Origin of the sequence: Streptomyces sp. YIM 130001 (assembly GCF_003574445.1) — a bacterium.
Classification (GTDB): Bacteria; Actinomycetota; Actinomycetes; order Streptomycetales; family Streptomycetaceae; genus Streptomyces.
In genome coordinates this window covers 250,297-272,430 of record NZ_KZ984559.1, presented here as the reverse complement: position 1 = coordinate 272,430, position 22,134 = coordinate 250,297, and the positions used below count along the sequence as shown (strand labels likewise).

General features: G+C 70.7%; 23 protein-coding genes. 11 read left to right on the top strand and 12 right to left on the bottom strand.

Features of this window, described 5'->3' with window-relative positions; translation table 11 throughout:
• Positions 1–52 precede the first annotated feature (52 nt).
• The gene (locus DSC45_RS22420) at positions 53–259 is read right to left on the bottom strand and encodes a DUF5999 family protein (RefSeq protein ID WP_119293694.1); all 207 of its coding nucleotides are present in this window, start codon (positions 257–259) and stop codon (positions 53–55) included.
• Positions 260–520: 261 nt separating this feature from the next.
• Positions 521–1,108 carry a hypothetical protein gene (locus DSC45_RS22415; protein ID WP_119293693.1) on the bottom strand — a complete coding sequence of 196 codons (588 nt, stop codon included), beginning with the start codon at positions 1,106–1,108 and terminating at the stop codon, positions 521–523.
• A 482-nt stretch (positions 1,109–1,590) separates the two neighbouring features.
• On the opposite strand from DSC45_RS22415, the gene DSC45_RS22410 reads away from it, so the two are divergent.
• Entirely contained in the window at positions 1,591–3,108 is a 1,518-nt protein-coding gene (locus DSC45_RS22410; RefSeq protein WP_119293692.1) for a glutamate-cysteine ligase family protein, read from the top strand.
• Between the two features lie 45 nt (positions 3,109–3,153).
• On the opposite strand, the gene DSC45_RS22405 is transcribed toward DSC45_RS22410, so the two are convergent.
• Positions 3,154–4,932 (bottom strand): substrate-binding and VWA domain-containing protein, encoded by a 1,779-nt coding sequence (locus DSC45_RS22405; protein ID WP_119293691.1) that lies wholly within the window; start codon positions 4,930–4,932, stop codon positions 3,154–3,156.
• Positions 4,933–5,098: 166 nt separating this feature from the next.
• Here DSC45_RS22405 and DSC45_RS22400 point away from each other — a divergent pair, with 166 nt between their 5' ends.
• Entirely contained in the window at positions 5,099–5,899 is an 801-nt protein-coding gene (locus DSC45_RS22400) for a CPBP family intramembrane glutamic endopeptidase (RefSeq protein ID WP_119293729.1), read from the top strand.
• A 20-nt stretch (positions 5,900–5,919) separates the two neighbouring features.
• Here DSC45_RS22400 and DSC45_RS22395 read toward each other — a convergent pair whose 3' ends face one another.
• Complete coding sequence (locus DSC45_RS22395) at positions 5,920–6,729, bottom strand: PhzF family phenazine biosynthesis protein (protein ID WP_119293690.1); 810 nt, start codon at positions 6,727–6,729, stop codon at positions 5,920–5,922.
• Between the two features lie 190 nt (positions 6,730–6,919).
• On the opposite strand from DSC45_RS22395, the gene DSC45_RS22390 reads away from it, so the two are divergent.
• The 3 genes from DSC45_RS22390 (at position 6,920) to DSC45_RS22380 (ending at position 9,728) form a co-directional block, all read left to right on the top strand.
• A complete protein-coding gene (locus tag DSC45_RS22390) occupies positions 6,920–7,702 on the top strand; it encodes an SDR family NAD(P)-dependent oxidoreductase (RefSeq protein WP_119293689.1) in 783 nt (260 codons plus the stop codon).
• A gap of 67 nt (positions 7,703–7,769) precedes the next feature.
• Positions 7,770–8,489: a GNAT family N-acetyltransferase gene (locus tag DSC45_RS22385; RefSeq protein WP_119293688.1), complete on the top strand. Its 720-nt coding sequence runs from the start codon at positions 7,770–7,772 to the stop codon at positions 8,487–8,489.
• A gap of 597 nt (positions 8,490–9,086) precedes the next feature.
• On the top strand, positions 9,087–9,728 hold the full coding sequence (locus DSC45_RS22380; RefSeq protein WP_119293687.1) for a PadR family transcriptional regulator: 642 nt from the start codon (positions 9,087–9,089) through the stop codon (positions 9,726–9,728).
• A gap of 138 nt (positions 9,729–9,866) precedes the next feature.
• On the opposite strand, the gene DSC45_RS22375 is transcribed toward DSC45_RS22380, so the two are convergent.
• Positions 9,867–10,295: a type II toxin-antitoxin system Rv0910 family toxin gene (locus tag DSC45_RS22375; protein WP_119293686.1), complete on the bottom strand. Its 429-nt coding sequence runs from the start codon at positions 10,293–10,295 to the stop codon at positions 9,867–9,869.
• A 164-nt stretch (positions 10,296–10,459) separates the two neighbouring features.
• Positions 10,460–10,669: a hypothetical protein gene (locus DSC45_RS22370; RefSeq protein WP_119293728.1), complete on the bottom strand. Its 210-nt coding sequence runs from the start codon at positions 10,667–10,669 to the stop codon at positions 10,460–10,462.
• Positions 10,670–11,069: 400 nt separating this feature from the next.
• Between DSC45_RS22370 and DSC45_RS22365 the strand changes: the two genes are divergently transcribed.
• The 3 genes from DSC45_RS22365 (at position 11,070) to DSC45_RS22355 (ending at position 13,809) form a co-directional block, all read left to right on the top strand.
• On the top strand, positions 11,070–11,573 hold the full coding sequence (locus tag DSC45_RS22365; RefSeq protein WP_240434776.1) for a Clp protease N-terminal domain-containing protein: 504 nt from the start codon (positions 11,070–11,072) through the stop codon (positions 11,571–11,573).
• Positions 11,574–11,672: 99 nt separating this feature from the next.
• The gene (locus tag DSC45_RS22360; protein ID WP_119293684.1) at positions 11,673–12,686 is read left to right on the top strand and encodes an EamA family transporter; all 1,014 of its coding nucleotides are present in this window, start codon (positions 11,673–11,675) and stop codon (positions 12,684–12,686) included.
• A 160-nt stretch (positions 12,687–12,846) separates the two neighbouring features.
• Positions 12,847–13,809 carry a DMT family transporter gene (locus DSC45_RS22355; RefSeq protein WP_240434775.1) on the top strand — a complete coding sequence of 321 codons (963 nt, stop codon included), beginning with the start codon at positions 12,847–12,849 and terminating at the stop codon, positions 13,807–13,809.
• Between the two features lie 68 nt (positions 13,810–13,877).
• Here the strand turns inward: DSC45_RS22355 and DSC45_RS22350 are convergent, their stop codons facing one another.
• Positions 13,878–14,543, bottom strand: a complete 666-nt coding sequence (locus tag DSC45_RS22350) for a pyridoxamine 5'-phosphate oxidase family protein (protein WP_240434774.1) — start codon at positions 14,541–14,543, stop codon at positions 13,878–13,880.
• A gap of 35 nt (positions 14,544–14,578) precedes the next feature.
• Between DSC45_RS22350 and DSC45_RS22345 the strand changes: the two genes are divergently transcribed.
• Entirely contained in the window at positions 14,579–15,910 is a 1,332-nt protein-coding gene (locus tag DSC45_RS22345) for an aminotransferase class I/II-fold pyridoxal phosphate-dependent enzyme (protein ID WP_119293727.1), read from the top strand.
• Here the strand turns inward: DSC45_RS22345 and DSC45_RS22340 are convergent.
• Entirely contained in the window at positions 15,901–16,905 is a 1,005-nt protein-coding gene (locus DSC45_RS22340) for a DMT family transporter (RefSeq protein WP_119293681.1), read from the bottom strand. The genes DSC45_RS22345 and DSC45_RS22340 overlap by 10 nt on opposite strands.
• A gap of 73 nt (positions 16,906–16,978) precedes the next feature.
• Here DSC45_RS22340 and DSC45_RS22335 point away from each other — a divergent pair, with 73 nt between their 5' ends.
• Complete coding sequence (locus tag DSC45_RS22335) at positions 16,979–17,881, top strand: LysR family transcriptional regulator (RefSeq protein ID WP_119293680.1); 903 nt, start codon at positions 16,979–16,981, stop codon at positions 17,879–17,881.
• A gap of 22 nt (positions 17,882–17,903) precedes the next feature.
• Here the strand turns inward: DSC45_RS22335 and DSC45_RS22330 are convergent, their stop codons facing one another.
• Positions 17,904–18,374 (bottom strand): pyridoxamine 5'-phosphate oxidase family protein, encoded by a 471-nt coding sequence (locus tag DSC45_RS22330; protein ID WP_119293679.1) that lies wholly within the window; start codon positions 18,372–18,374, stop codon positions 17,904–17,906.
• Between the two features lie 195 nt (positions 18,375–18,569).
• On the opposite strand from DSC45_RS22330, the gene DSC45_RS22325 reads away from it, so the two are divergent.
• A complete protein-coding gene (locus DSC45_RS22325; protein ID WP_119293678.1) occupies positions 18,570–19,214 on the top strand; it encodes a cysteine hydrolase family protein in 645 nt (214 codons plus the stop codon).
• 91 nt (positions 19,215–19,305) lie between these two features.
• Here the strand turns inward: DSC45_RS22325 and DSC45_RS22320 are convergent, their stop codons facing one another.
• The 3 genes from DSC45_RS22320 to DSC45_RS36480 form a co-directional block, all read right to left on the bottom strand.
• The gene (locus DSC45_RS22320) at positions 19,306–19,839 is read right to left on the bottom strand and encodes a Rieske (2Fe-2S) protein (RefSeq protein WP_119293677.1); all 534 of its coding nucleotides are present in this window, start codon (positions 19,837–19,839) and stop codon (positions 19,306–19,308) included.
• A gap of 422 nt (positions 19,840–20,261) precedes the next feature.
• Entirely contained in the window at positions 20,262–21,062 is an 801-nt protein-coding gene (locus DSC45_RS22315) for a class I SAM-dependent methyltransferase (RefSeq protein ID WP_119293676.1), read from the bottom strand.
• Between the two features lie 538 nt (positions 21,063–21,600).
• On the bottom strand, positions 21,601–22,095 hold the full coding sequence (locus tag DSC45_RS36480; protein ID WP_240434778.1) for a ketopantoate reductase family protein: 495 nt from the start codon (positions 22,093–22,095) through the stop codon (positions 21,601–21,603).
• Positions 22,096–22,134 lie beyond the last annotated feature (39 nt).

The following is a 22,134-nucleotide window of genomic DNA, read 5'->3' as shown; positions in this document are numbered from 1 at the left end:
ATCGGGGCCGGTTCGGAGGATTCCTCCGGGCCGGCCCCAGGTCGTGCCGCGGTCAGGCGGCGCGCATCACGCGGTCCGCGGCGAGCGGGCGGTGCGGTGCGATGATCCGGCCGTTCGGCAGGAGTTCGCCGGTGTCCTCGAAGAGCAGGACACCGTTGCACAGCAGGCTCCAGCCCTGCTCCGGGTGGTGCGCGACGAGCGTTGCGGCCTCGCGGTCCGCGGAGTCGGCAGTGGGGCAGGGTGGCTGATGCTGGCACATGGGTGTGTTCTTTCGCTGCGTCGAGACGTGTGTCCTGCGGCTTGATGCGGTTTCCATAACCGCCCCCCGTATCAGTCGGTCGGTCCCAGTGTTGCCCCACGGACGTCGATCCGCAGGGATTTCGTGGCAGCTCGTCCTCTGCGGGTAAGGACGCATCACCCGTGCGGACGGTTCAGTTCAACTTCGCCGCCCGCACGGGTGGTTCAACATGGCCGAAAGGCACTAGTCACACCGATCTCGACGCCGTGCCGCGACGTGCGGTCAGGCCGGCGCGGCGAGTGCCGGGGTGGACGAGAGACGGTGGGTCAGCACAGGGAGCAGGTCGGCCACGCGGTGCGGCCGGTGCGCGGCGATGCCCGGTGGTGCTGGAGCCAGCGGGATGAGCAGATCGTTGTCCGCGGGTGGGCCCGTGGTGCCGTCGGACGCGCAGTCGGCGTGCAGCCAGAGGGTCAGCATGTAGAGCTCGGGTACGGACAGGAGCCTCGGCTGGTAGGCCGCGGTGAGCGACTCGGCCTGGCGCAGGGCCCGTTCGGTCGAGGCCAGATACGGGCCTTCGAAGAAGCGGGAGAACGTCCAGCCGTCCGCCTTGAGGACGGCGTCCGCGGCCGCGGTGGTGCGGCCGTCGCTGCGGATCAGGAAGCGCCAGCCGGTCAGGCGGGTGCGGGTCGGGCCGGTGAGTGGATTCACCGGGGCCAGGACGTGGACGGGTAGCGGGCGTTCGGGCGTGGACGATCCCGGTGCGGAACGCAGTGACGGGGTACGTGCCTCGCGCACGGCGGTGGGGGAGTCGAGTGCTGCGAGGACGCTGCGGAGGGCTGGCGCTGGGGCCGGGGGTACGTGCAGCGGCATGGTGGGTCGCCTCTCACTTCGACAGGCTGAGGAAAACGCAGGGCAGGTGCGGACGGCGTTGTCGGCGCGGGGCCGTCGGTCGGTGCCGTGGGGGCGTGCACCAACTCTCTGCCTCGTTCGCGGAGTTTATACGACGTATGTTCGCCCGGTGTTTCGTCTAGCTGTCGTGCGCATTGCAGGCAAGACGTAATTCAGTCGAATCCCGCGGACGTTTTCCCGTGAACTGTCCGGCGATCAACCATCTCACCTCGAAGTCAGGCGAGTGAGGCGGTGGGCCGGTTCTCGTCGGCGCTTTTCCCGATACTTTCCGGCCGCTGCAACTGTGTTATGCAGCATGCCGGGTGAATGTGCCACGGGGCAATGGGGTTGAGCGTACGCGTGGTCGGGCATGTGCGAGGCGTTATCGATCACACCACCTGGGCATCATCCCCCGTGACGCGGCGGCGGAGCGGCGGGCTGCCCGATCGAGGAGGGAAGCTTCGATGGGGGAGAAGGTCGTGGGCGGGGCGTTCGACCTGTCCGACCGCCGGAGGTACCGCGAGAAGCTGCAGCATTGCCTGGCGGCTCTGCGCCGGCTTCTGGACGACCGGCACTTCGATCGGCCGCGGAACCTGATGGGCCTCGAGATCGAATTGAACCTCGCGGGGGCGGACGGACTGCCGAGGATGATGAACGGCGAGGTGCTGGAGAGAATATCGAGCGGGGATTTCCAGACGGAACTCGGGATGTTCAATCTCGAAGTGAACATAGCCCCGCACCGGTTGAGCGGACGCGTCTTCGATCAGCTCGCCGAGGAGATACGCACCGGCCTTGCATATGCCCATCGAAAGGCGTCCGAAGTTTCCGCCGGGATCGTGATGATCGGCATTCTGCCGACCCTCACACCGGATGATCTCGTGTCGTCGAACCTTTCCGCCGTGGACCGTTACGCGCTCCTGAACGACCAGATGGTCGCCGCCCGCGGCGAGGATTTCACGCTCGACATCGAAGGCGTGGAGCGCCTGCGATGCACCTCCGCGTCGATCGCCCCCGAGGCGGCGTGCACCTCCGTACAGCTCCATCTGCAGGTCACCCCGGACCGGTTCGCCGATGTGTGGAACGCCGCGCAGGCGGTCGCCGCGGTGCAGATCGCCCTCGGTGCCAACGCGCCCTTCCTGTTCGGCCACGAGCTGTGGCGCGAGTCCAGGCCCCCGTTGTTCCTGCAGTCCACGGACACGCGTCCGCCGGAGCTGCAGGCGCAGGGCGTACGGCCGCGCACCTGGTTCGGAGAGCGGTGGATCGATTCTGCACTCGAGTTGTTCGAGGAGAATCTTCGCTACTTCCCGCCGCTGCTCCCGCTGCACGACGACGAGGACCCACTGAGTGTGCTCGATGGCGGGGGAGTGCCGAGCCTCGCCGAACTCGTGCTGCACAACGGCACGGTGTACCGCTGGAACCGTCCGGTCTACGGCATCGCCGAGGGCGTTCCGCACCTGCGGGTGGAGAACCGTGTGCTGCCCGCAGGCCCCACGGTCACCGATGTGATCGCCAACGCCGCCTTCTACTACGGCATCGTGCGCGCGCTCGCCGAGGACTCGCGGCCGGTCTGGTCGCGACTGCCCTTCGAGGCGGCCGCGGCGAACTTCGAGACGGCCTGCCGCCACGGGATCGACGCCGAACTCGAGTGGCCGGGCCCCGGTCGCTTCGGCGCGGTGGGCAAGCGTGCGGCCGTCGATCTCGTACGGGAGGAACTGCTGCCGCTCGCTGCCGCCGGGCTCGACGCCTGGGGCGTGGAGCCGGCCGATCGCGACTTCTACCTCGGGGTGATCGAGGAGCGCTGCCGGCTGCGCGTGAACGGCGCGTCCTGGCAGGTGGCCACCTACCACCGGGCGCTCGACAGCGGCCTCGACCGGCAGACGGCACTCGCGGCCACCACCCGGCGCTACGGCGAGCTGATGCGGCACGGCGAACCGGTGCACACCTGGCCGGTGGGTGTGCTGCCGGAGCCGGTGCTGCCGTGAGGCCCCGGGCTCGCGGGCCCGGGTTCGAGATCCGGGGCTCGGCCGTCAGCCCTGACCCGCCGCCATGATGGCCTTCAGGATGACCTGGTGGATCTGCGCCGGGTCGCTGACCAGGTGGCCTGAGCCGCCGGTGACCTCGGCGACCTCCTGGACCTCCTGCTTGTCGCCGTCGGGGCCGACCGCGATCGCGATCAGGGGCACCGGGCGCTTGGGGTCGACGCGCTTCTCCAGCTCGGCGACCAGGGTGATGCGGGAGATGGACCCCGGGTCCTCGTTGGCCCCGTCCGTCAGCACCACCACTGCGTTGAACTTCCCGCTCGCGTACGAGGACTGGGCCTCCTTGTACGCGGCGAGCGTCGTGTCGTAGAGGCCGGTGGCGCCGTCCGGGACGGGCTGCAGGCGGCCGAACTCCGCGGTGAGCCGCTCGCGGTGGGTGGTGCCGTCCTTGGTGCGGTCGCCGAGGCGCTGGGTGGGAGCCAGCTTGCGGTAGTCGCGTTCGCCGTCGAGGAGTGTGGCGAACTCCCAGAGGCCGATCTCGTCCTCGGGTGTGAACTGTGAAAGGGCCTGGATCAGGGACGACTTGGTCACGTCGAGACGTGACTGGTCGTGGCCGGGGACGATCTGGGCCATCGATCCGGATACGTCGACGACCACGGCGAGCCGGGCGCTCTGCACCGTGATCGTCCACATCCCCAGGGTCTCCTGGATCTGCTTGGCAGAGGGCGGCTCCGAGGTGGCCGCCGTCCGGTACGGCTGCGGTGCGCTGCCGCCGGCCGAGGTGACGAGTGCGCCGGTGGCTTCGCCCGTACCCGTGCGGAATCCGTGCGAGCGAAGGATCTTGGCACCGCGCTCCTCGCCGAGCAGGGCCATGAAGCGCAGCGCGGCCCGGCTCTCGTCGGTGGAGAGCTGCGATTCGTCGACGAGGGTGAACGGGTAGTCCAGCTGCGGTGATCCGTCCTCGGGGTAGAAGAGCTGGAGGCTGCCGGCCCGCTCGGCGCTGTCGTTGTGCGCGAAGGCGGCCTGCTCCGAGACGACCAGTGCCTGGTTGCGGCGCGGGTTGCCCTGCTCGGTGCCGGAGTTGTCGCGCGCCACGGTCTCCAGGGCCTGGGTGTCGCTGTCGCTGGTGCGCTGGGAGAGCTGTTTGGCGGTGGCGGCGACCTGGGTGTCACTGTCGGCGCCGCCCGACTTCTTGGCGGACGCACCGATCTTGGTGAGGGCCAGGAGGCCGGTGGCACTGCGTGCCGGGTCGGCGGCGCCGAGGCGGAGCTTGTCACCGGCGGTCGCCGCGGCCGTCAACTCGGCCCAGGAGTACTTCTTCTCCGGCCAGCCGAGCGACTTGGCGGCCTTCGGGACCATGCCCATGGTGACCGGTGAGGCCGCGACGTTCCCCGCGGCCGTGAGCGGTACCTGCTCGCCGCTTCCCGAACCCCGCTCCGTCCACAGGCTCGAATCCGGTACCCACACCTGGAAGTCGGGCGCGACCTTGCCGGAATGCAGGGAGTCGGCGACCTTGTACGACTCGCGGTCGGTGACCCGGATGTCCAGGCAACGGCCGTCCGAGGTCACGTCGTTGTCCTTGACGTACTCGGCCGTCTCCGTCAGGGCGGGAGCCACGTCGGGGGAGGCGACCACATCGAGTCGTACGGCGTCGTCGTCGCACGAGCCGCCGAAGGAGGGCAACAGTCCGTTCTGCGCCACCACCGCGGTGCCACCGGCCACAGCAAGGACCAGTACGGTGGCGATCGCCACCGTCCGACGGCGAGCACGCGGCGCCTGCCGCGGGCCGTCCGTCGCGTGCCGGTCGGACGTGTTGTGTCTTCCCATGACGGTGGTGCCCCTCCCTGAGTGAACAAACCGTGCAGGGGGTGCGAACGCCAGATCCGGCGTACCGTCCCCCAACGGCCTGTCGCACACGATCTTCGTACCTGCATTCGAGACCATAGTGGGGCACGGACAGGGATGCGGCGGGATTGAACAAGTGGAGGCAGAGGTGCAGTCGGAGGCGGGGTCCGTGGCCGGTTCTTTTCCCCAGGAGGGCAGATCACGGCGATTTCTCCGGGACGAGACACTGCTCGTTTTGGGGCTTTCGCTAGGTGCGAGCGGCCTGTCCGCGCTGATCAGCTTTGTCGGGTCGGTGACGAAACCGGGTGGTCTCAAGGATCAGGCGGCCACCCTCAACGCCTCGGCCGCTCCCGGGCGTCCGTGGCTTGATCTGGCCTGGCAGCTGTTCGGTATCGCGACCGCTCTGGTGCCGGTCGCACTCGTGGCGCATCTGTTGCTGCGAGAGGGGGCGGGCCTGCGCGCGATCGGCTTCGACCGGCGCCGCCCGTGGTTCGATCTCGGCAGCGGGGCGGGCGTCGCCGCGGTGATCGGCAGTACCGGGATCGCCTTCTATCTGACCGTCAGGGCGCTCGGGTTCAACCTCACGGTGGTGCCGGAGGCGCTGCCCGACGTGTGGTGGAAATTCCCGGTGCTGGTGCTGTCCGCGATGCAGAACTCGATCGTCGAGGAAGTCATCGTCGTCGGCTATCTGCTGCGCCGCCTCGACCAGTTGGGGTGGTCGCCGATGGCCTCGCTGGGGGCGAGTTCGGTGCTGCGCGGCTCGTACCACCTCTACCAGGGCATCGGTGGCTTCATCGGCAACATGGTCATGGGTGTGGTCTTTGTGTTCCTGTACCGGCGTTGGGGCCGGGTGGGGCCCCTGGTCGTGGCCCACACCCTGCTCGACGTCGGGGCTTTCGTGGGGTATGCGGTGCTCGCCGGGAAGGTGGGCTGGCTGCCCACCGCGTGAGGGGCAGCCGGTTCCGGTGGTCAGACCAGCAATTCGCCCTCGATCACGGTGACCGCGTGCCCCGTGAGCAGGGTGCGATCGCCGTTCAGGGTGGTGCGTACCAGGCCGGATCGTGCGGAGGCCTGCAGTCCGGTGAGTTGCGGGTTGCCGAGGCGCGGTGACCAGTACGGGGCGAGGGCGGTGTGGGCGCTGCCGGTGACGGGGTCCTCGTCGACGCCGACCCGCGGGAAGAAGCAGCGGGACACGTAGTCGTAGCCGCCGTCCGGGTCTGCGGCGCGCGCGGTGGCGACGATGCCGCGCCGTGAGTGTCGGACCAGGCCTGCCAGATCGGGGGAGAGGCCTCGCACGGTCCGTTCGTCGGCGAGTTCGACCAGGAGGTCGCCGCAGTGGGGGCCGGTGTCGTGGGCCGAGAGCGGCTCGGTGCCGAGCGCAGTGGCCAGTCCCTCGGGCACCGGTTCCGCGGTGAGCGGTGCGGTGGGGAAGTCGAGGGTGATCGCGCCGTCCGGCGTGTGCTGCGCGGTGAGCACGCCCGACCTGGTGGCGAAGCGGACGGTGCCCTCCGCCGTGCCCGTGCTGCGCAGCACGTGAGCGGTGGCCAGGGTGGCGTGACCGCAGAGGTCGACCTCGGTCGCGGGGGTGAACCAGCGCAGCGCCCAGTCCGCCTCTCCGCCGGGCGGCAGTGGGTGGGTGAAGGCGGTCTCGGCGTGGTTCACCTCGAGGGCGACGCGCTGCATCCAGTCGTCCGTGGGGAAGGAGTCGAGGAGCATGACTCCGGCCGGGTTGCCGGCGAACGGGCGGGTGGTGAAGGCGTCGACGATCCGGATTCTCATGACCGCAGGCTAGGCGGGCGGGGGAGCGGTCGGCCAAGGCCAATCCGGGTTCTCTGGACTCGGTCTCGGGCGGCCTCGGCGGTATCACCACCTGGCAGCAGTGCGCCCGCCGGTCCCGGAGTGCGGTACGGACGGCACTCGGGCCGGTCCCCGATGACCGCTGCGCGAACGGCCGTGACAGGGTCCGGGTATGAACAGGAACGACTCCTATCTCCGTGACCTCTTCTCCCTCGACGGGCGCACCGCCCTCGTCACCGGTGGCAGTTCCGGCATCGGGAGGGCAGTCGCCGGCGGGCTCGCGCAGGCCGGCGCGAGCGTCGTGGTCGTAGCAAGGACCGAGTCGAGTCTCGATCGGACCGTCGCGGAGTTGACCGGGGCCGGCTGCCGCGCGGCGCGGGTGAGCGCCGATCTCGGCACTCGGGCGGGGGTCCGCGCGGCCGCGGACGAGGCCGTCGCCCACTTCGGTGAGCCCGACATCCTCGTGAACTGTGCGGGTATCAACCTCCGCCCGCCGATGGGTGAACTGGACGACGCCGTCTGGGACTCCACGATGGCGGTGAACCTCGAGGCGCCGTTCCTGCTCGGCCGCCGCTTCGGTCCCGGCATGGCGGAGCGCGGTTTCGGGCGCATCATCCACATCAGCTCCCAGCAGGCCCATCGGGCCTTCGTGCAGAGCGGGGCGTACGGGGTGTCCAAGGGAGCGCTCGAGTCCCTCGCGCGCTCCCAGGCGGAGGCCTGGTCCCCCTACGGCGTCACGTGCAACACCCTGGTGCCCGGATTCGTGATGACTCCGCTGAACGCCCGGCTCTCCTCCGACCCCGAACGGGTGGAGGCGCTCGCGGCGCGCACCATGGTCGGACGCAACGGGGTGGCGGAGGACTTCGCCGGCGCGGCGGTGTTCCTGGCGAGCGGTGCATCGGCGTACGTCACGGGCCAGTCGGTCTTCGTGGACGGTGGATTCTCGGCGCACTGAGGAGGCGCGGCCTCGGTCCGGCGGGTGTCTTCCCGGCGCTTCCCGCCGAAGGGAAGGATGAACGTCCGTGTCCACGGAGCAGTTGGTCGTGCGGGCCCGCGCGCTCTGGGAGGAACTGGCCGATGCGCCGGTGTCGTTCGGCCTCCAGGGCGGCGTGAACGTGGTGGTCTCCCCGGGGTCCGCGCTCTGTCCGGCCGGGTGGGTAGGCGTGGTCGCCCTTGCGGGATCGGCGATCGTGACTGCGCCGAGCGACCGAGCCGCCGCGACCGTCCGTGACGCGCTGTGCGTACTGCCGGTGGAGGATGCCGTGGACGGTGGCCTGGTCGGTGCGGCGCTTCCGGTGGTCCGGACGCTGGGGCCCGCGGCGCTGTCCTACGTATCTCCGGCGAGCTTCCGGCCGGCGGAAGCCGGTCCAGCGGTCGGCCAACTGCCGGCCGGTCACCCGGACTTGCAGGCCCTCGAGCACGCGGCCGGTGACGCGGACGCCGGCGAGGCCGGTCTGGACGAGATCACCTCACCGGCGTACGTGGTGCGCGAACACGGCCAGGTGGTCGCTGCTGCGGGATATCGGAGGTGGCCGAGGCGGACGGCCCATGTCAGCGTACTGACGGCGCCCGGTGCGCGAGGACGGGGCCTGGCGCGGGTGACGGGTTCGGCGGCGGTCGCGCACGCCCTCGCTGCCGGGCTCCTGCCGCAGTGGCGGGCGCGGCCTGCCGCCTCCCGTCGAGTCGCGGCCGCCTTGGGTTTCGAGGAGTTCGGCACGCAACTCAGCTTCGAGCTCGGTTGAGTCCCTTCTGTCACAGGCGTGCGTGCAATTGCCGGGAGCAGAGGCCGGTCGACAGGGATGCCGGCGCAGAGCGCGAGGCGGCTGGGCACGGCGTCCGCGCGCCCGTACTTCGCGTACCCGGGCGAGGATCTCGCGGAACCGGAGAACGTCTTCGGCAGGTGCTGCGCGCCCCGGCCTCGATCTCGTTGTCCTCCCCACGCAGCTCTTCCACAGCGCCAGGGTCGAGCGAGACGTGGGGAACGTCGCCGCGTCACAACGGCCGCACGCACACCGCCGTACGCCGTCCCCCTGGCCGGCTGTGACCGGGCGGTGAACCGGTACGGCATGACCGTGTTCTGCCGAGGGTCTCCGGGTTTCGCGACGGGCCACGGGGGATGGCCGAGCGGAGGGGCGGGCGGAAAGTCGTTGCCACATCATCGCCTCCGCCGTCCCCCGCCCTTCACGCCGTCATGTGAAGCCAGTCCGACGGCCGTAGATCCCGGTGCCGTCCGTGTGGCGGGCCGCTGAGCTGCGCATTCGGCAGGGGATTGCCAAACGAACAGTAGCGATATATCGTTGACGCATCGCGACAGTACATCGATGAGAGGGGTGGTTGCGATGCGTCCCCATGGACACGAGTACGAACACGAGCACCGGCACGGTGAGGGCCGACGGCGCGGACCCGGCGGGCCTGGTCGGCCCGGTCGGGGTGAATTCGAAGGCCTGCGGGCCGCGTTCGGGCCTTTCGGCCCCGGCTTCGGAGGCCCCGGAGGTCCCGGTGGCCCCTGGGGTGGACGAGGCCGTGGCGGTCCGCGCGGCAGGGCGAGGCGAGGCGACGTACGTGCGTCGATCCTGGCTCTGCTCAAGGAGCGGCCGATGCACGGTTACGAAATGATCCAGGAGATCGCCGAGCGCAGTGGCGGGGCCTGGAAGCCCAGCCCGGGGTCGGTCTATCCGACGCTGCAGCTCCTCGAGGACGAGGGTCACATCGGCTCCGCCACCGAGGGCGGCAAGAAGCTCTTCTCGCTCACCGAGCAGGGAGTCCAGGCGGCCGAGGAAGGCCCCGACGCTCCTTGGGATCAGGTCGGCCGCGGGGTCGACTGGGAGTCGGTCAACGAGATCCGGCAGGCCGGCTTCGGTCTGATGGAGGCGTTCGGTCAGGTCTGGAAGACCGGATCGCCCGACCAGCGCGAGAAGGCGCTGGCGGTCGTGAACGAGGCCCGCAAGAAGCTGTATCTGATCCTCGCCGATGAGGGCTGAACAGATCCTCGCGGGGACGTGTCGACCGGCGGTCCTGACCGCCGGAGCGTACGGGCCCGCTCGGAACAGCGGCGCCGCGCACTCGAGGGTGCGCGGCGCCGCTGTCGTGTCTGGGTGCGTGTCGCGGCGCGCGAGCGGTCACGTGACGAGTGCCGCCAGTTTGCGCAGTGACTCGTGGAGTGCGGCGCCGGCCGAGTCCTTGAGCTTCCCGGCCATCAAGGACACGGCTGCGCCGGTGAACTCGCCGTCGATGCGCACCGAGGTCGCGTCGCCGTCCGGGGACAGGCTGTAGCGGGTTCCGACGTTCACGCCCATCGGGCCCTTGCCCTGGATGGTGAGGGCGCGGCCCGGCTCGAGTTCGGTGACCGTCCAGACGACCTCTGCGGGAAAGCCCATCAGCTTCATGTTCTCCTCGAACGTGCCGCCCTGTTCGAGCGAGGTGGGTGCCCCCTTGGGGAAGCCGGTGTGGGTCGCGCTCCACTCGCCGTAGACGGAGAAGTCGCTGAGCTTCGCCCAGACCTTCTCGGCCGGTGCTTCGATCCGTGCTTCCGCGCTGACGTCGGCCATGCGACCACCCCTTCTCGTCGGGTGCTGCTGCGGGCGCAGCCACGGTCGCGGAACGTAGCGGTGGGGTCGGCAACTTACAAGACTGACGGCCCGTCAGAATTATGGTGCGGGGTGGGTGGCGGATGTCCGCTCCGGGAACGGCGGCGGGCCGGTCACCGGGCCGGTCACCGGGGCGGTCGCGGTGGTGGATCGCCCGGTTCGAGCAGGCCGATCCGCCGGATCGCGGCCGTGTCGAAGCGGTCCGAGGCGCGGGGGTACGGGCTCTCGTCGTGGCAGTGCCAGGCCTCCCAGAAGAGGTCGGCGAGCAGGGCGTCGGCCGGTGCGTAGACCCGGTAGACGTAACTCCTCCCGTCGACCGCCGGCAGTGCGACCAGCCAGCAGCCGCAGTCGTCCTCGGTGCGCGACGGCACCGGGTGAACGAGGTGGCGCGGGCCGGGTGGCATGGGTGCCGTCCTTCGCGGGCGGGTCGGGTATCGGTCGAGTCGGGTGGATCGTGGAGGGCAACGGGCCTTCTGGCGTGGCGAGTTCACCCGTTTTCAGGTACTTCGTCCGGTCGGGGGCAGGGAGTGACGTAGTCGTTCCGTTGGACGTGTGGGCGGCCGGTCGTGGTTGCGTCGGCGAGGGAAGCAAGGCGGCGCGCACCGCCGGGGCCGGATCCGGGTGATCTCATCCGCAAGGAGGAGAACTCGCACGCGCTTCCCCACCCTGCGTCGGACGCAGGGATGCTTCTGCCCGGGGATGTCTCGGCCTTCGGGGGCTGATGAGGTGGGGGATGTGCACAGTTCCGCCCACCCGGCCCCCGAGGCCGGAACGCCCGAAGCCGAGCCCGATGTCCGACTCAGCGTGGAGTTGACGTCCGTGGTGGCCGGTGCGCGACGGCGTGCCGTGCGTGACGGCGACGGCCAGATCGACACCGCGCATCTCCTGCACTCCCTGCTCGAGGCCGACCCCGCTGTCCGTGCGGTATTCGCCGATGGCGCCCAGGTGGCCCGCCTCCTGGGCTATCTGGTTCAGCGCAGCATCGGCTACGGACTCCAGTGGCAGGGCACCGTCGAGGACTCCGGTGCCGTGCCCGTCGTCCGCGAGGCGTCCGCCCTCTCGCCTTCCGCCGAGGCGGCCATGCGTACGGCGGTCGAGGCGGCGTCCCGGCGCGGAGCGGCGGTGGCCTCCGGCAACGATCTGCTCGACGCCCTGGTGGCCGACCCCGAGTGCCGCGCCGTCGAGGTGCTGCGCCGGGCCGGAGTGCGGCCCGAGGAACTGGCCCCCGGCATCGACTGAGGCGTACCGGCTCGGCGGAGCCGGCAGTGATGTCTCAGGCCCTGAGATGTCAGGGGTATCGGTGGTGACGCTCATGACCGCGGGTGTCATCATGAGCCGGTGTCTACGTCTGCGGGGGCCCACGGGGTCCAGGGGAGTCGCGGGAGGAACGTCGGGCTGGTGCTCGCACTCGTCTCGGCGTTCGCGTTCGGCGGTTCGGGAGTGGCGGCCAAGCCGCTGATCGAGGCGGGTATGGACCCGCTGCACGTCACCTGGCTCCGGGTGGTCGGCGCTGCCCTGGTGATGCTGCCCGTGGCTTGGAGGAACCGGGATCTGCTGCGACGGCGTCCCGCGCTGCTCGCCGGATTCGGCATTTTCGCGGTGGCCGGGGTGCAGGCCTTCTACTTCGCCTCCATCTCCAGGATTCCCGTCGGCGTGGCCCTGCTCATCGAGTACCTCGGGCCCGCCCTGGTGCTCGGCTGGATCCGCTTCGTGCAGCGGCGCCATGTGACCCGGGCGGCGGCCATCGGTGTGGTGCTCGCCGTGGGCGGGCTCGCCTGTGTCGTCGAGGTGTGGGCGGGTCTCTCGCTCGACGCGCTCGGGGTGCTGCTCGCGCTCGGGGCCGCCTTCTGCCAGGCCGGCTACTTCATCCTGGGCGACCACGGCAGCGACGCTGGCGACGAGGCGCCCGACCCGCTCGGGGTGATCGCCTTCGGGCTGCTGATCGGCGCCGCCGTGCTGACCGTGGTGGCGCGGCCCTGGAACACCGACTTCTCGATCCTGGCCGGGCGGGCCGACATGCACGGCACCGCCGTGCCGGCCTGGGTGCTGCTGGCCTGGATCGTCCTGATCGCGACCGTGCTCGCCTACGGTTCCGGCGTACTCGCGGTACGCCGGCTCTCGCCGCAGGTGGCCGGTGTGGTCGCCTTCCTCGAGGCGGTCGTCGCGACGGTCCTGGCCTGGGTGCTGCTCGGCGAACACCTCACGGCGCCGCAGATCTTCGGGGGTGCCGTGGTACTGCTCGGCGCCTTCATCGCGCAGTCCTCGACCCCGGCCAAGCCGCCGAGCGGGCCGGTCGCGAGCGGGACGCCCGCGACGGAGAAACCGTTGTCCGGCAAACGCACCAACGCGTAGGGTGACGATCATGCATGCGAACGCGCTCGTCCTCCCGCCCCCTGCCTCCTGAGGCGGGCGGCTCACCGGCTTACGCACGGGCCGGGTCCACAGTGGCCCGGCTCATTCGACGCTGCCCGCAGACGACAGTCATCCACCCTGTCTCTCGCGGAGAAGCCACGTGTCGAATGCTCTTCCCACCCCTGCGCCCGGACCGGTGTCCGCGGTCGCTCTGCCCGTCGGGCGGGGACTCCTCTACCTGATCGTCGCCGGTGTCGCCTGGGGCACCGCGGGCGCGGCCGCGTCCCTGGTCTTCCGGGCCAGTGACCTCGGTCCCGTCGCACTGTCCTTCTGGCGCTGCGCCGGTGGTCTCGTCCTCCTCCTCGGAGCGCTCGCGCTGCGGCCCGACGCGGTCAGAGGGCGGGTGCGTGTCGGGCGTACCGCGTTGCTCGGCGGCTGCCTCGCGCTGTTCCAGACCGCCTACTTCGCCGCGGTCGAGGTCACCGGTCTTGCGGTCGGTACGGTCGTCACGCTGGGCGCCGGGCCCGTACTCATCGCGATGGGGGCCCGCCTTGCGATGAGTGAGCGGCTCGGTCGGGGCGGTGTCGCCGCGGTGGCCGGAGCACTCACCGGTCTGGTGGTGATGGTCCTCGGGGACGGCGGTGCGACGGTACGGCCCTGGGGTGTCGTCCTCGCCCTGCTCTCGGCCTCGGGGTACGCCGTGATGACTCTGCTGACCCGGTTCTGGGGCCGGGACGGCGGCGCGGATGCGTACACCACGACTGCCTGGACCTTCGGGATGGCGGCCCTGTGCCTGCTGCCGCTCGCCGGGTGGGAGGGGCTGGTGCCGCACACCGCTGAACACGCTTCTGTGCTCTGGCTGTTGCTGTACATCGCGGCGGTCCCGACCGCGCTGGCCTACGCGCTCTACTTCGCCGGGGCCGCCGTGGTCAGGTCGGCGACCGTCTCGGTGATCATGCTGCTAGAGCCGGTCAGCGCGGCGGTGATCGCCGTGGTGCTGCTCGGTGAGGAGCTCACGGCGGGCACGGTGGTGGGTACCTTGCTGATGCTTGCCGCGGTCGCCGGGCTGGCGGTCGCGGAGACGCGCGGGGCGGTGGCCGCGCGGCGTGCGGCGGTGACGTAGCTCGAGTGATGGGGTGCCACGCGCGCGTGGCACCCCATTTTCCGGACGTGCGGCAGGTCCGTGGCGCGCTACCGCGCCTCCAGATAGTCGGGCACCGGAATGCCCGGCGCGAGGTCGTCCGCCGGGATCGGGGCGGCCTGCGTCTGCTGCAGCGGGATGACGCCGGTCCAGTACGGGAGTCCGGTGTCCTCGGCGTCGTCGTTCGGACCGCCGGTGCGGACCTTGGCGGAGACCTCGGCCAGGTCGATGCTCAGTACGGCGGTGGCGGCCAACTCCTTGGCGTTCGCCGGGCGGCTGTCGGCGGACCGGCCGGGGATCGCGTGGTCCACCAGAGCGTCCAGCGCCGCGCTGCGTTCGTCCTGGTCGGTGACCTGGCGGGCGATGCCGTGCACGACCACCGACCGGTAGTTGACGGAGTGGTGGAAGGCGGACCTGGCGAGCACCAGGCCGTCGACATGGGTCACCGTCAGGCACACCGGCAGGCCGGGGTCGCACTGTCCTGCCATGTGCAGCGGACGCGATCCGGTCGAACCGTGAACGTAAAGACGTTCGCCCACGCGCGCGTAGAGCGTCGGCAGGACGACGGGTGCGCCGTCCCGTACGAAGCCGAGGTGGCAGACGTAGGCGGTGTCGAGTACCGAGTGCACCAGGGTGCGGTCGTAGTCGGCGCGGTCCCGGCCGCGGGTGGGCGTCGACCGGTCGGTGGCGGGATAGGCGTCCTGGGACACTGTCATGGCGAACTCCATTGCACTAGTGCATAATGTTCTTTGTGCTAGAAGGTTATCGGATCACTGGGCGGCGTGCAGTCGAGATTGCCGCCGATATTGAAGGCGCGGTCGGCCGAGGGGAGCTCGAGCCTGGTCAACTTCTGCCCGCCATGCGGGAGTTGGCCGCCGAGCTGGGCGTGAATCCCAATACGGTCGCCGCCGCGTACCGCACCCTCAGGGAACGCGGGGTCATCGAGACGGCGGGGCGGCGCGGGAGTCGTATCCGTCCCCGGCCGGTGAGTACGGCCCGGGACTCGATCCGGGTCGAGGTGCCGCCCGGAGTCCTCGACATCTCCGCCGGGAACCCGGACCCGGCGCTGCTGCCACCGCTGGCCGCCGCTTTCACGGCTGCGGCGGCGGAGGCCGACAAGCGTCCCGTGCTCTACGGGGAGAGCGATGTGGAGCCCGAGTTGGAGCGCCTCGCGCGGGCCGCGTTCGCCGCCGACGGCATTCCCGGCGGGCCGATCGTAATCACTTCCGGGTCGCTCGACGCGATCGAGCGCGTGCTGGCCGCACACCTGCGTCCCGGTGACGCGGTCGCGGTGGAGGACCCGGGTTGGGGCAGCATGCTCGATCTGGTCCCGGCTGTCGGCCTGCGTGCCGTACCGGTCGGGGTCGACGACGAGGGGCCGCTGCCGTCCGATGTGCAGCGGGCGTTGGATGCGGGGGTGCGAGCCGTGGTCGTCACCGACCGGGCGCAGAACCCCACCGGCGCCGCGGTGGGCGAGGCGCGGGCGCGGGAGCTGCGCGAGGTGCTCGGCCGGCACCCCGACGTGCTGCTGATCGAGGACGACCACGGGCACGGCATCGTCTCCGACCCGCTGTGTCCGCTGGCCGGTGTCACCACGCACTGGGCCCTGGTCCGGTCGACCGCCAAGGCGTACGGCCCCGATCTGCGGCTCGCCGTGCTCACCGGCGACCCCGTCACCGTCGACCGGGTGCGCGGCCGGCAGCGTCTGGGGCCCGGGTGGGTGAGCAGGCTCGTACAGAACGCGGTGGTACGTCTGTGGGCGGACGGGGCGGTGGATCCGCAGGCGGTGGCCGGGAGTTACGGGCGCAGGCGGGACGCCTTGATCACCGCGCTGGCGGCGCGTGGGATCCCCTCGCGCGGGCGCAGCGGGATGAACGTCTGGATTCCGGTGCCGGACGAGACCGCCGCGGTGGCCCGGCTGCTGCACGGTGGCTGGGCGGTGGCTCCCGGGGCGCGATTCCGGATGAACGCCGGGCCCGGGGTGCGGGTGACGGTCTCCGCGCTCGAGCCCGCGGACATGGCGCGCATCGCCGATGTGCTGGCTGCGGCCGTCGGCGCCTCACCGGTGCGCCGCTACGAGTGAGCGTCCGGCGGGCGGGTGCGGGACGGTGCCCCGGGGCGGGTGAGCGCGGCACCCGCGAGGATGACCAGGGCGCCCACCGGGGTCGACCACGTCAGCGTCTCGCCGAGTACGGCGACTCCGGCCACGGTCGCGATCACGGGGATGAAGTAGGTGACCATCTGGGCCGTGGTCGGGCCGACTTCGGCGACGAGCCCGTACTGGAGCAAGAACGCGAGGCCCGTACCGAGCGCACCGAGCGCCGCCACACCGAGGAGCGGAACGACCGGAAAGGCGGACGGGGTTGACGTGAACAAGGGTGTCACGACGGCGAGTTGCGCGGTGGCGACGAGCAACTGGGCGCTGCTCAGCGAGAGATGGGACTCGGGGCTGCCGGCCAGCGTGCGCCGGACGTAGATCCACCCGATCGGATAGCTCAGCGAGGCGAGCAGCGCCAGGGACGCGCCGGTCACGTCGAGGCCGTCGAATCCCTGCCAGGCTCCGAGCACGGTCAGCACCCCGAGGAAGCCGATGCCGAGCCCGGCGAACCTGCGTCGTGTGGGACGGTCCTCCGAGAGGGCGACCAGGGACAGGGCCATGCCCCACAGCGGTGAGGTCGCATTGCAGATGCCGGCCAGCGCGGACGGGATGGATGTCTCGGCGAAGGCGAAGAGCGAGAACGGTGCGGCGTTCAGGAGCAAGGCCGCGACGGCCAGACGACCCCAGGTGCGTGCGTCCCGCGGCAGCCTCTCGCGTTTCCAGATCAGCGCGGCGATCAGGACGAGGGAACCGAACAGCAGCCTGCCGAAAGTGACTTGGAAGGGGGCGAAGCTCTCGGTGCCGACCTTGATGAGCAGGAAGCTGAACCCCCAGATCAGCGAGAGCAGGGCGAATCGGATCCGCCAGTCCACGGCAGGCAGGCCCCGCCGGGAGCCGCCGGAGCGGGGTGCGCCGGGCGCTCGCACGCCGGGAGTGCCGGGCCCGGTGGGGGTGGGGTGCAGCGGGGTGCGGGAGGCCATGGCTCCACGATGAGTTGCCGAACCTCGTAGCACAAGCGAGAGTATCTGCCAGCTATCGCTTAGTATCGCTTACATGTTGAATCTGGAGCGCCTGCGCACGCTGGACGCCCTCGCCAGGCACGGTTCGGTCAGCGGTGCCGCCGCCGGGTTGCACGTCACGACCTCGGCGGTCTCGCAGCAGATGACCAAGCTGGAGCGCGAGGTCGGGCAGCAGTTGCTGGCGAAGAACGGCCGGGGGGTACGCCTCACCGACGCCGGCCGGCTGCTCGCCGAGCACGCGGGGCGGATCCTGTCGCAGGTCGAGCTGGCCAGATCGGACCTCGAGGCGCAGCGTGGCCAGGCCGTCGGCGAGCTGCGGATGGCTGCCTTCCCCACCGCGGCGCGCGGCCTGTTCCCGTCCGCCCTGGCGGCCCTGCGCGCCGAGCATCCAGGACTGCGGGTCCGTTCCCAGGAGTTGGAGCCGGAGGACGGAGCCCGAGCCGTGGTGCGCGGTGATCTGGACCTCGCGGTCGTCCTCGACTGGTACAACAAGCCACTGCCGGTCCCCGACGGCCTGGCCAAGGCCGCGTTGCTCGACGACCCGGCCGATGTCGCCCTGCCCGCCGCGCATCCCCTCGCCGGGCGCAGTGAGGCGAGTCTCGAGGAGTTCGCCGATGACGAATGGATCTCCTGGCCGGCCGGGGAGTACTGCCACGACTGGCTGATGTTCACCCTCCGCGCCAAGGACATCGAGCCGCGCATCGCGCACGCCGCGGGGGAGCATCACACCCAACTCGCCTTGGTGGCAGCGGGTCTGGGTGTGTGCGTCGCGCCGCGCCTCGGTCGGGGACCGTTGCCCGAAGGGGTGCGGGTGGTACCGCTGCGGCGCGGTATGAGCCGGCAGATCTACGTGGTCTGGCGGGCGGACGCGGACCGCCGCCCGTCCATCCGGGCGGCGGTGGGGGCGTTGCGCAGGGCGGGGGAGCAGGTGGCTTGAGTGCCGGGGGAGAAGGGGCCCCTCAGAGCTCCGCCAGTTTGCGGAAGTCCCAGGACGCCACCTTGTCCGGAGTGAGTCGGACCCAGGCGTGCCGTCCGTCGTGCGGCATCGTCTCGAGACCGAAGTTCTTGCGGGTGAACAGCCGCTCGGGCTCTACGAGTTCGGGGCAGGGTTCGCCCGTACGGGGTGACTCGCCCACGAACTCCACGCGGCCGGACAGCTCCGCGCCGCGCAGCTCGCCGTACTCCTCCCCGCTGTCCACCACGACCGCGATCCGCCCGTCCTGACGGAGATCCGACCAGCGTCGGCTGCGTGTGATCGAGTACAGCCACAGCGAGGCGCCGTCCCAGACGAACCAGAGCGTGCTGGCATGCGGCGTGCCGTCCGCGGAGACCGTCGCGACCCGGCAGGTGCGTTGCTCGGACAGGAACGCGTCCAGTTCCTGCGGGGTCATCATGATTCTGCGGCCCCTGCGCTGGGCGGTGTCGGCCATCCGGACCTCCTCACCGGCGGTCCCGGCGCCGCGCGGGCGCCGCACCGACCGTTTCTGATGATTCGTCAGTGCAGCATGGATCGTCTTCCTTCCGGACGCAATGGGCGTTACCCTCGCGCCGCACTCGGCGCCGCCGTACCGAAATGACCAACGGGCCAAGCCCCTTGGAACTTCAGGCCGTTGAAGCGAGGAAGCATGCCGTCGACCGAGAAGCTCAGGGAACTGCTCGACCCGGCCACCACCGTGCTGCTCACCGTGGAGTGCCAGGAGGGTGTGGTCGGCACCGACAGCGCGCTGCCCGAACTGGCCGAACAGGCGCGGTCGTCGGGCGCACTCGACCGGATCGCCCGACTGGTGTCCGCCGCCCACGCCGCCTCCGTGCAGGTGCTGCACGCGGTGGCCGAGCGCCGTCCGGACGGACGCGGCGCCAACCGCAACGCCAGGCTGTTCCGCGCCACCGAACGCCTACCGGTCCTGCAGCTCGCGGGCTCCCGCGCGGTCCGGATCGCCGCCCCGGTCCAGGTCGCGGACGCGGACATCGTCGTACGCCGGCTGCACGGCCTGTCCCCGATCGCCGGAACCGACGTCGACGCCCTGCTGCGCAATCTGGGCTGCCGCACCCTGGTCGTCACCGGCGTATCGGCGAATGTGGCGATCCCCAACGCCGTCTTCGACGCGGTCAATCTGGGGTACACCGCCGTGGTTCCCCAGGACGCCATCGCGGGGGTGCCCGCCGACTACACGCCCGCGGTGGTGCGCCACACGCTGGCGCTGGTCGCCACGGTGACCTCCACGGACGACGTACTCGGGGCATGGAAGCAGCAGCACGGACGAGCCTGAGCGGGTGCCTGTTCACGATTCCCGCTTCCGGCCGATCGCGTTGCCCGCTGACGCCTCCCGCCCCTGCGCTTCCCCGGCTCGTCGCCGCCGCTCACGCGAGGCGGATCGCGCCGCCGGACACGGAGATCTTGGCTGCGGGCAGCGGCCGGGTCGCGGGACCGCCCTGCACACCGCCGTCGGAGACGTCGAACCTGCTGTTGTGGCAAGGGCAGTTGATGGCCCCGCCGGACACGTCCTTCACCGCACAGCCCTGATGCGTGCACTTGGCCGAGAAGGCCCTGAACTGCCCGGCAGTCGGCTGGGTGACCACCACCCCTTCGTCCTTGAAGACCGTCCCGCCTCCCTCCGGGATGTCAGCTGTCCGCGCCAGCACTGCGCCGCTTTCACCGCCGCCGTCGGGGGAGTTCCCGCCTTCCTCTCCCTCGGCATCCGGCTTTCGCTCCGCCGGAGCGTTGTCGCCAGGGTCCGAGCCCTCGCTGCCCCCGCAGGCGGCGACCGCCGCGGTGAGACCGACGGCGCCCGCGGCGGCGAGCGTCGCCCGCCGAGTGGGCCGGCGACCCGGCGCCGGGGCTGACGGAGGCGACTCAGGCGGTGCGGAGCGCCGTGCGGTCGGTACGTCGGTCATGTCGATCTCCCTTGGTCTGCGTGGCGTTGCCTGCGTCACCGGTCTTGATGTCTGGTACGCGGTGCAGAGCCCTGGTGTTCACCGGAGGTCCCGGGTAGCGGGCCGGCTGGCGGACGCGGCGGGGTCCGGAGGGCCGACATGGCATCAGTGAACGGGAGTTGGGCTTTCTCGTTGCTCCGCGGGAGGACCCCGACGCGAGACGGATGTGGAACGAAAAGCGGCGTCGACTCGACTCGTCCGGCACGGCGGCCCCTGCACGCGGCGTCGCTGCCCAACGAGGCGAGCGCGCCCCGATCGGGCAGCTCCGGCAAGGGCGGCCTGTTCGGCACGGAAGTTGCCGCCGCCCGTCACCGGCGCGACCTGTTGGTCGGACGACGCCCGACGCTGCTGCTCAGCTGCCGTCGCGGTCGGTGCGAACGCGCTCACCCGTCGATTCGCTGTGCGCGCACGTAGGTCAACTCGAAGAGCCAGCACCGGAATTCGGGATTGCCCATCAGGTCGAAGAAGCGGTGCACTTCGGCCTCCGTGAGGTCGGTTTTCCCCAAGTGTGATGCGACTTGAAGAACGTAGTTGCGGAGCAGGAGACATCCGGCACTGCCGCCGGTCACGGTGCGGGCGTAGCGGCGACTCTCGACGTTGACCAGGCCGGTTCGCATCATGCACGCGTCTACTTCTGTGGCCCACGTGTACGAGATGCCGCCGGGCATGCCGATCTGTGTGATGACGGTTTCCACGACGCGTTGGAAGACGCGGGCGTCGTCCGGGTTCGGCGCGGAGACCACCTCCAGGTGGGGGCCCTTGAACTCGCCGATCACCAGCCATCCGCCGGGTACGAGGGCGTCCATCAGTTTCGCGATGATCTCCCGGCGCTGCGGCAGATGCATGAGGACGAGGCGAGCGTGGATCACGTCGAACGGGCCGCCGTCGGGGGCCCCGGTGGTGATGTCGTGCTCTCGCACCTCCAGACCCGGCGTCGCGGCGACGCGCCCCGTCTCGATGTCGATCGCGATCACCTTGCCCGTCGGCCCGACGCGCTCGACCAGGCCGCGGGCGATGGTGCCGCCACCCGCGCCGATCTCGAGGCAGTGATGACCGGGGCGGACGAGGGGATCGAGGTTCTCGAACGAATGGGCGTCGAGCAGCAGCGACAGGTGATCGAGCTGCTCAGCGCCGAGATCGGTGCCGCTGTCGAGGAGGTACGTGGTCGGTTTCCCCGTTGCCATGGATCAGCATCCTTCTGTACGACCTGTATGACGAGAGTCGCTCAGCATCCCAGAAGGTGCGTATGTCGGCCATACCATGTCGGACTCGCATGGTTCGGGCACTGCCTCGGCTGCGGGCGGCTGCCGGGATGTGAACCCTCCGCAGGAGATCGCCGACGGCATGCCGGACAGCCGAGGCACAGGGAGTCGGTGCCGAGCCGCGCGGGCAGTCGGGTTCCTGCCCGCCACTCGCTGCCCGGTCGCCGCTCATCAAGGAAGTCAACTCCCTTGAACGTTGAGCTGGGCAGTGTCTGAAACCTGGTGCTGCACCAACCAACGAACTGGTGCTGCATCAACCGACGTTCGCCGCCCTGTAGCTCCGCACCATCTGACGGGTGCGGCCCCAAGGGGGAAACGCCACGCCAACTCCGTTTGTCGGACGCCCGGTTGCTACCGAAACGGTCATGGGGTCAGCGGTAGCCGTCCCTGGAGCAAGCGGAGGCGGGGCTGCGGGACTGGCGGTGCCGTGCGGGGTGAGGCTTTCGCCGTCCTGGGTCGCTCAGCGGGCTCCGGCAGGGGCACTGAGCTGTTCGGCCAGCCGCTCGAGTTCGGCCGACGTGGAGGGCGAGCGGTCGCTGAGTCCGCTGTCCACGGCCGTCGGGCTCTTCAGGAAGCGCCGGAGCACGGCCACAAGGAGCTTTTGCGGCAGAGCCCGCAACGCGGCGAACGCCCGTGGTACCGGCGGTGTCTCCATCGCGGCGAGATTCCGGCGCATGAGGCGGAGCATGCCGCGAACCGCGGCCGGATCGTCGCTCAGCGCCACCGGACCGCCCGCCGCGTGCACCGCCTGACCGAGCGGCACCTCGAACGCGGCGTGCGTCCTGAGCCAGGCGTCCATCTGCGGCTCGGCCCTGGCGTTGATCCCGGCGGTACGGAACGCCGCCACGATCCGTTCCAGTCGCGGGGTGGCACGGCCGTCGGGTTCACCGATCGGCATCGCGACCCGGCGAGTGAGGAAATTGGTCTTGCGGTAGCGGACCACGTCGCCGTCCATCGTGCCGCCGGTCGAGGGAAGCCGAGCAGCACCCGCTCA

Excerpts from the sequence above, each read along its gene's own strand:
- DSC45_RS22320 (WP_119293677.1), bottom strand. The coding sequence starts at position 19,839 with ATGACCGACGTACCGACCGCACGGCGCTCCGCACCGCCTGAGTCGCCT.
- DSC45_RS22350 (WP_240434774.1), bottom strand. The coding sequence starts at position 14,543 with ATGACAGTGTCCCAGGACGCCTATCCCGCCACCGACCGGTCGACGCCC.
- DSC45_RS22375 (WP_119293686.1), bottom strand. The coding sequence starts at position 10,295 with ATGGCCGACGTCAGCGCGGAAGCACGGATCGAAGCACCGGCCGAGAAG.
- DSC45_RS36480 (WP_240434778.1), bottom strand. The coding sequence starts at position 22,095 with ATGGACGGCGACGTGGTCCGCTACCGCAAGACCAATTTCCTCACTCGC.
- DSC45_RS22390 (WP_119293689.1), top strand. The coding sequence starts at position 6,920 with ATGAACAGGAACGACTCCTATCTCCGTGACCTCTTCTCCCTCGACGGG.
- DSC45_RS22395 (WP_119293690.1), bottom strand. The coding sequence starts at position 6,729 with ATGAGAATCCGGATCGTCGACGCCTTCACCACCCGCCCGTTCGCCGGC.
- DSC45_RS22315 (WP_119293676.1), bottom strand. The coding sequence starts at position 21,062 with ATGGCAACGGGGAAACCGACCACGTACCTCCTCGACAGCGGCACCGAT.
- DSC45_RS22380 (WP_119293687.1), top strand. The coding sequence starts at position 9,087 with ATGCGTCCCCATGGACACGAGTACGAACACGAGCACCGGCACGGTGAG.
- DSC45_RS22335 (WP_119293680.1), top strand. The coding sequence starts at position 16,979 with ATGTTGAATCTGGAGCGCCTGCGCACGCTGGACGCCCTCGCCAGGCAC.
- DSC45_RS22325 (WP_119293678.1), top strand. The coding sequence starts at position 18,570 with ATGCCGTCGACCGAGAAGCTCAGGGAACTGCTCGACCCGGCCACCACC.
- DSC45_RS22420 (WP_119293694.1), bottom strand. The coding sequence starts at position 259 with ATGTGCCAGCATCAGCCACCCTGCCCCACTGCCGACTCCGCGGACCGC.
- DSC45_RS22330 (WP_119293679.1), bottom strand. The coding sequence starts at position 18,374 with ATGGCCGACACCGCCCAGCGCAGGGGCCGCAGAATCATGATGACCCCG.
- DSC45_RS22340 (WP_119293681.1), bottom strand. The coding sequence starts at position 16,905 with ATGGCCTCCCGCACCCCGCTGCACCCCACCCCCACCGGGCCCGGCACT.
- DSC45_RS22410 (WP_119293692.1), top strand. The coding sequence starts at position 1,591 with ATGGGGGAGAAGGTCGTGGGCGGGGCGTTCGACCTGTCCGACCGCCGG.
- DSC45_RS22415 (WP_119293693.1), bottom strand. The coding sequence starts at position 1,108 with ATGCCGCTGCACGTACCCCCGGCCCCAGCGCCAGCCCTCCGCAGCGTC.
- DSC45_RS22405 (WP_119293691.1), bottom strand. The coding sequence starts at position 4,932 with ATGGGAAGACACAACACGTCCGACCGGCACGCGACGGACGGCCCGCGG.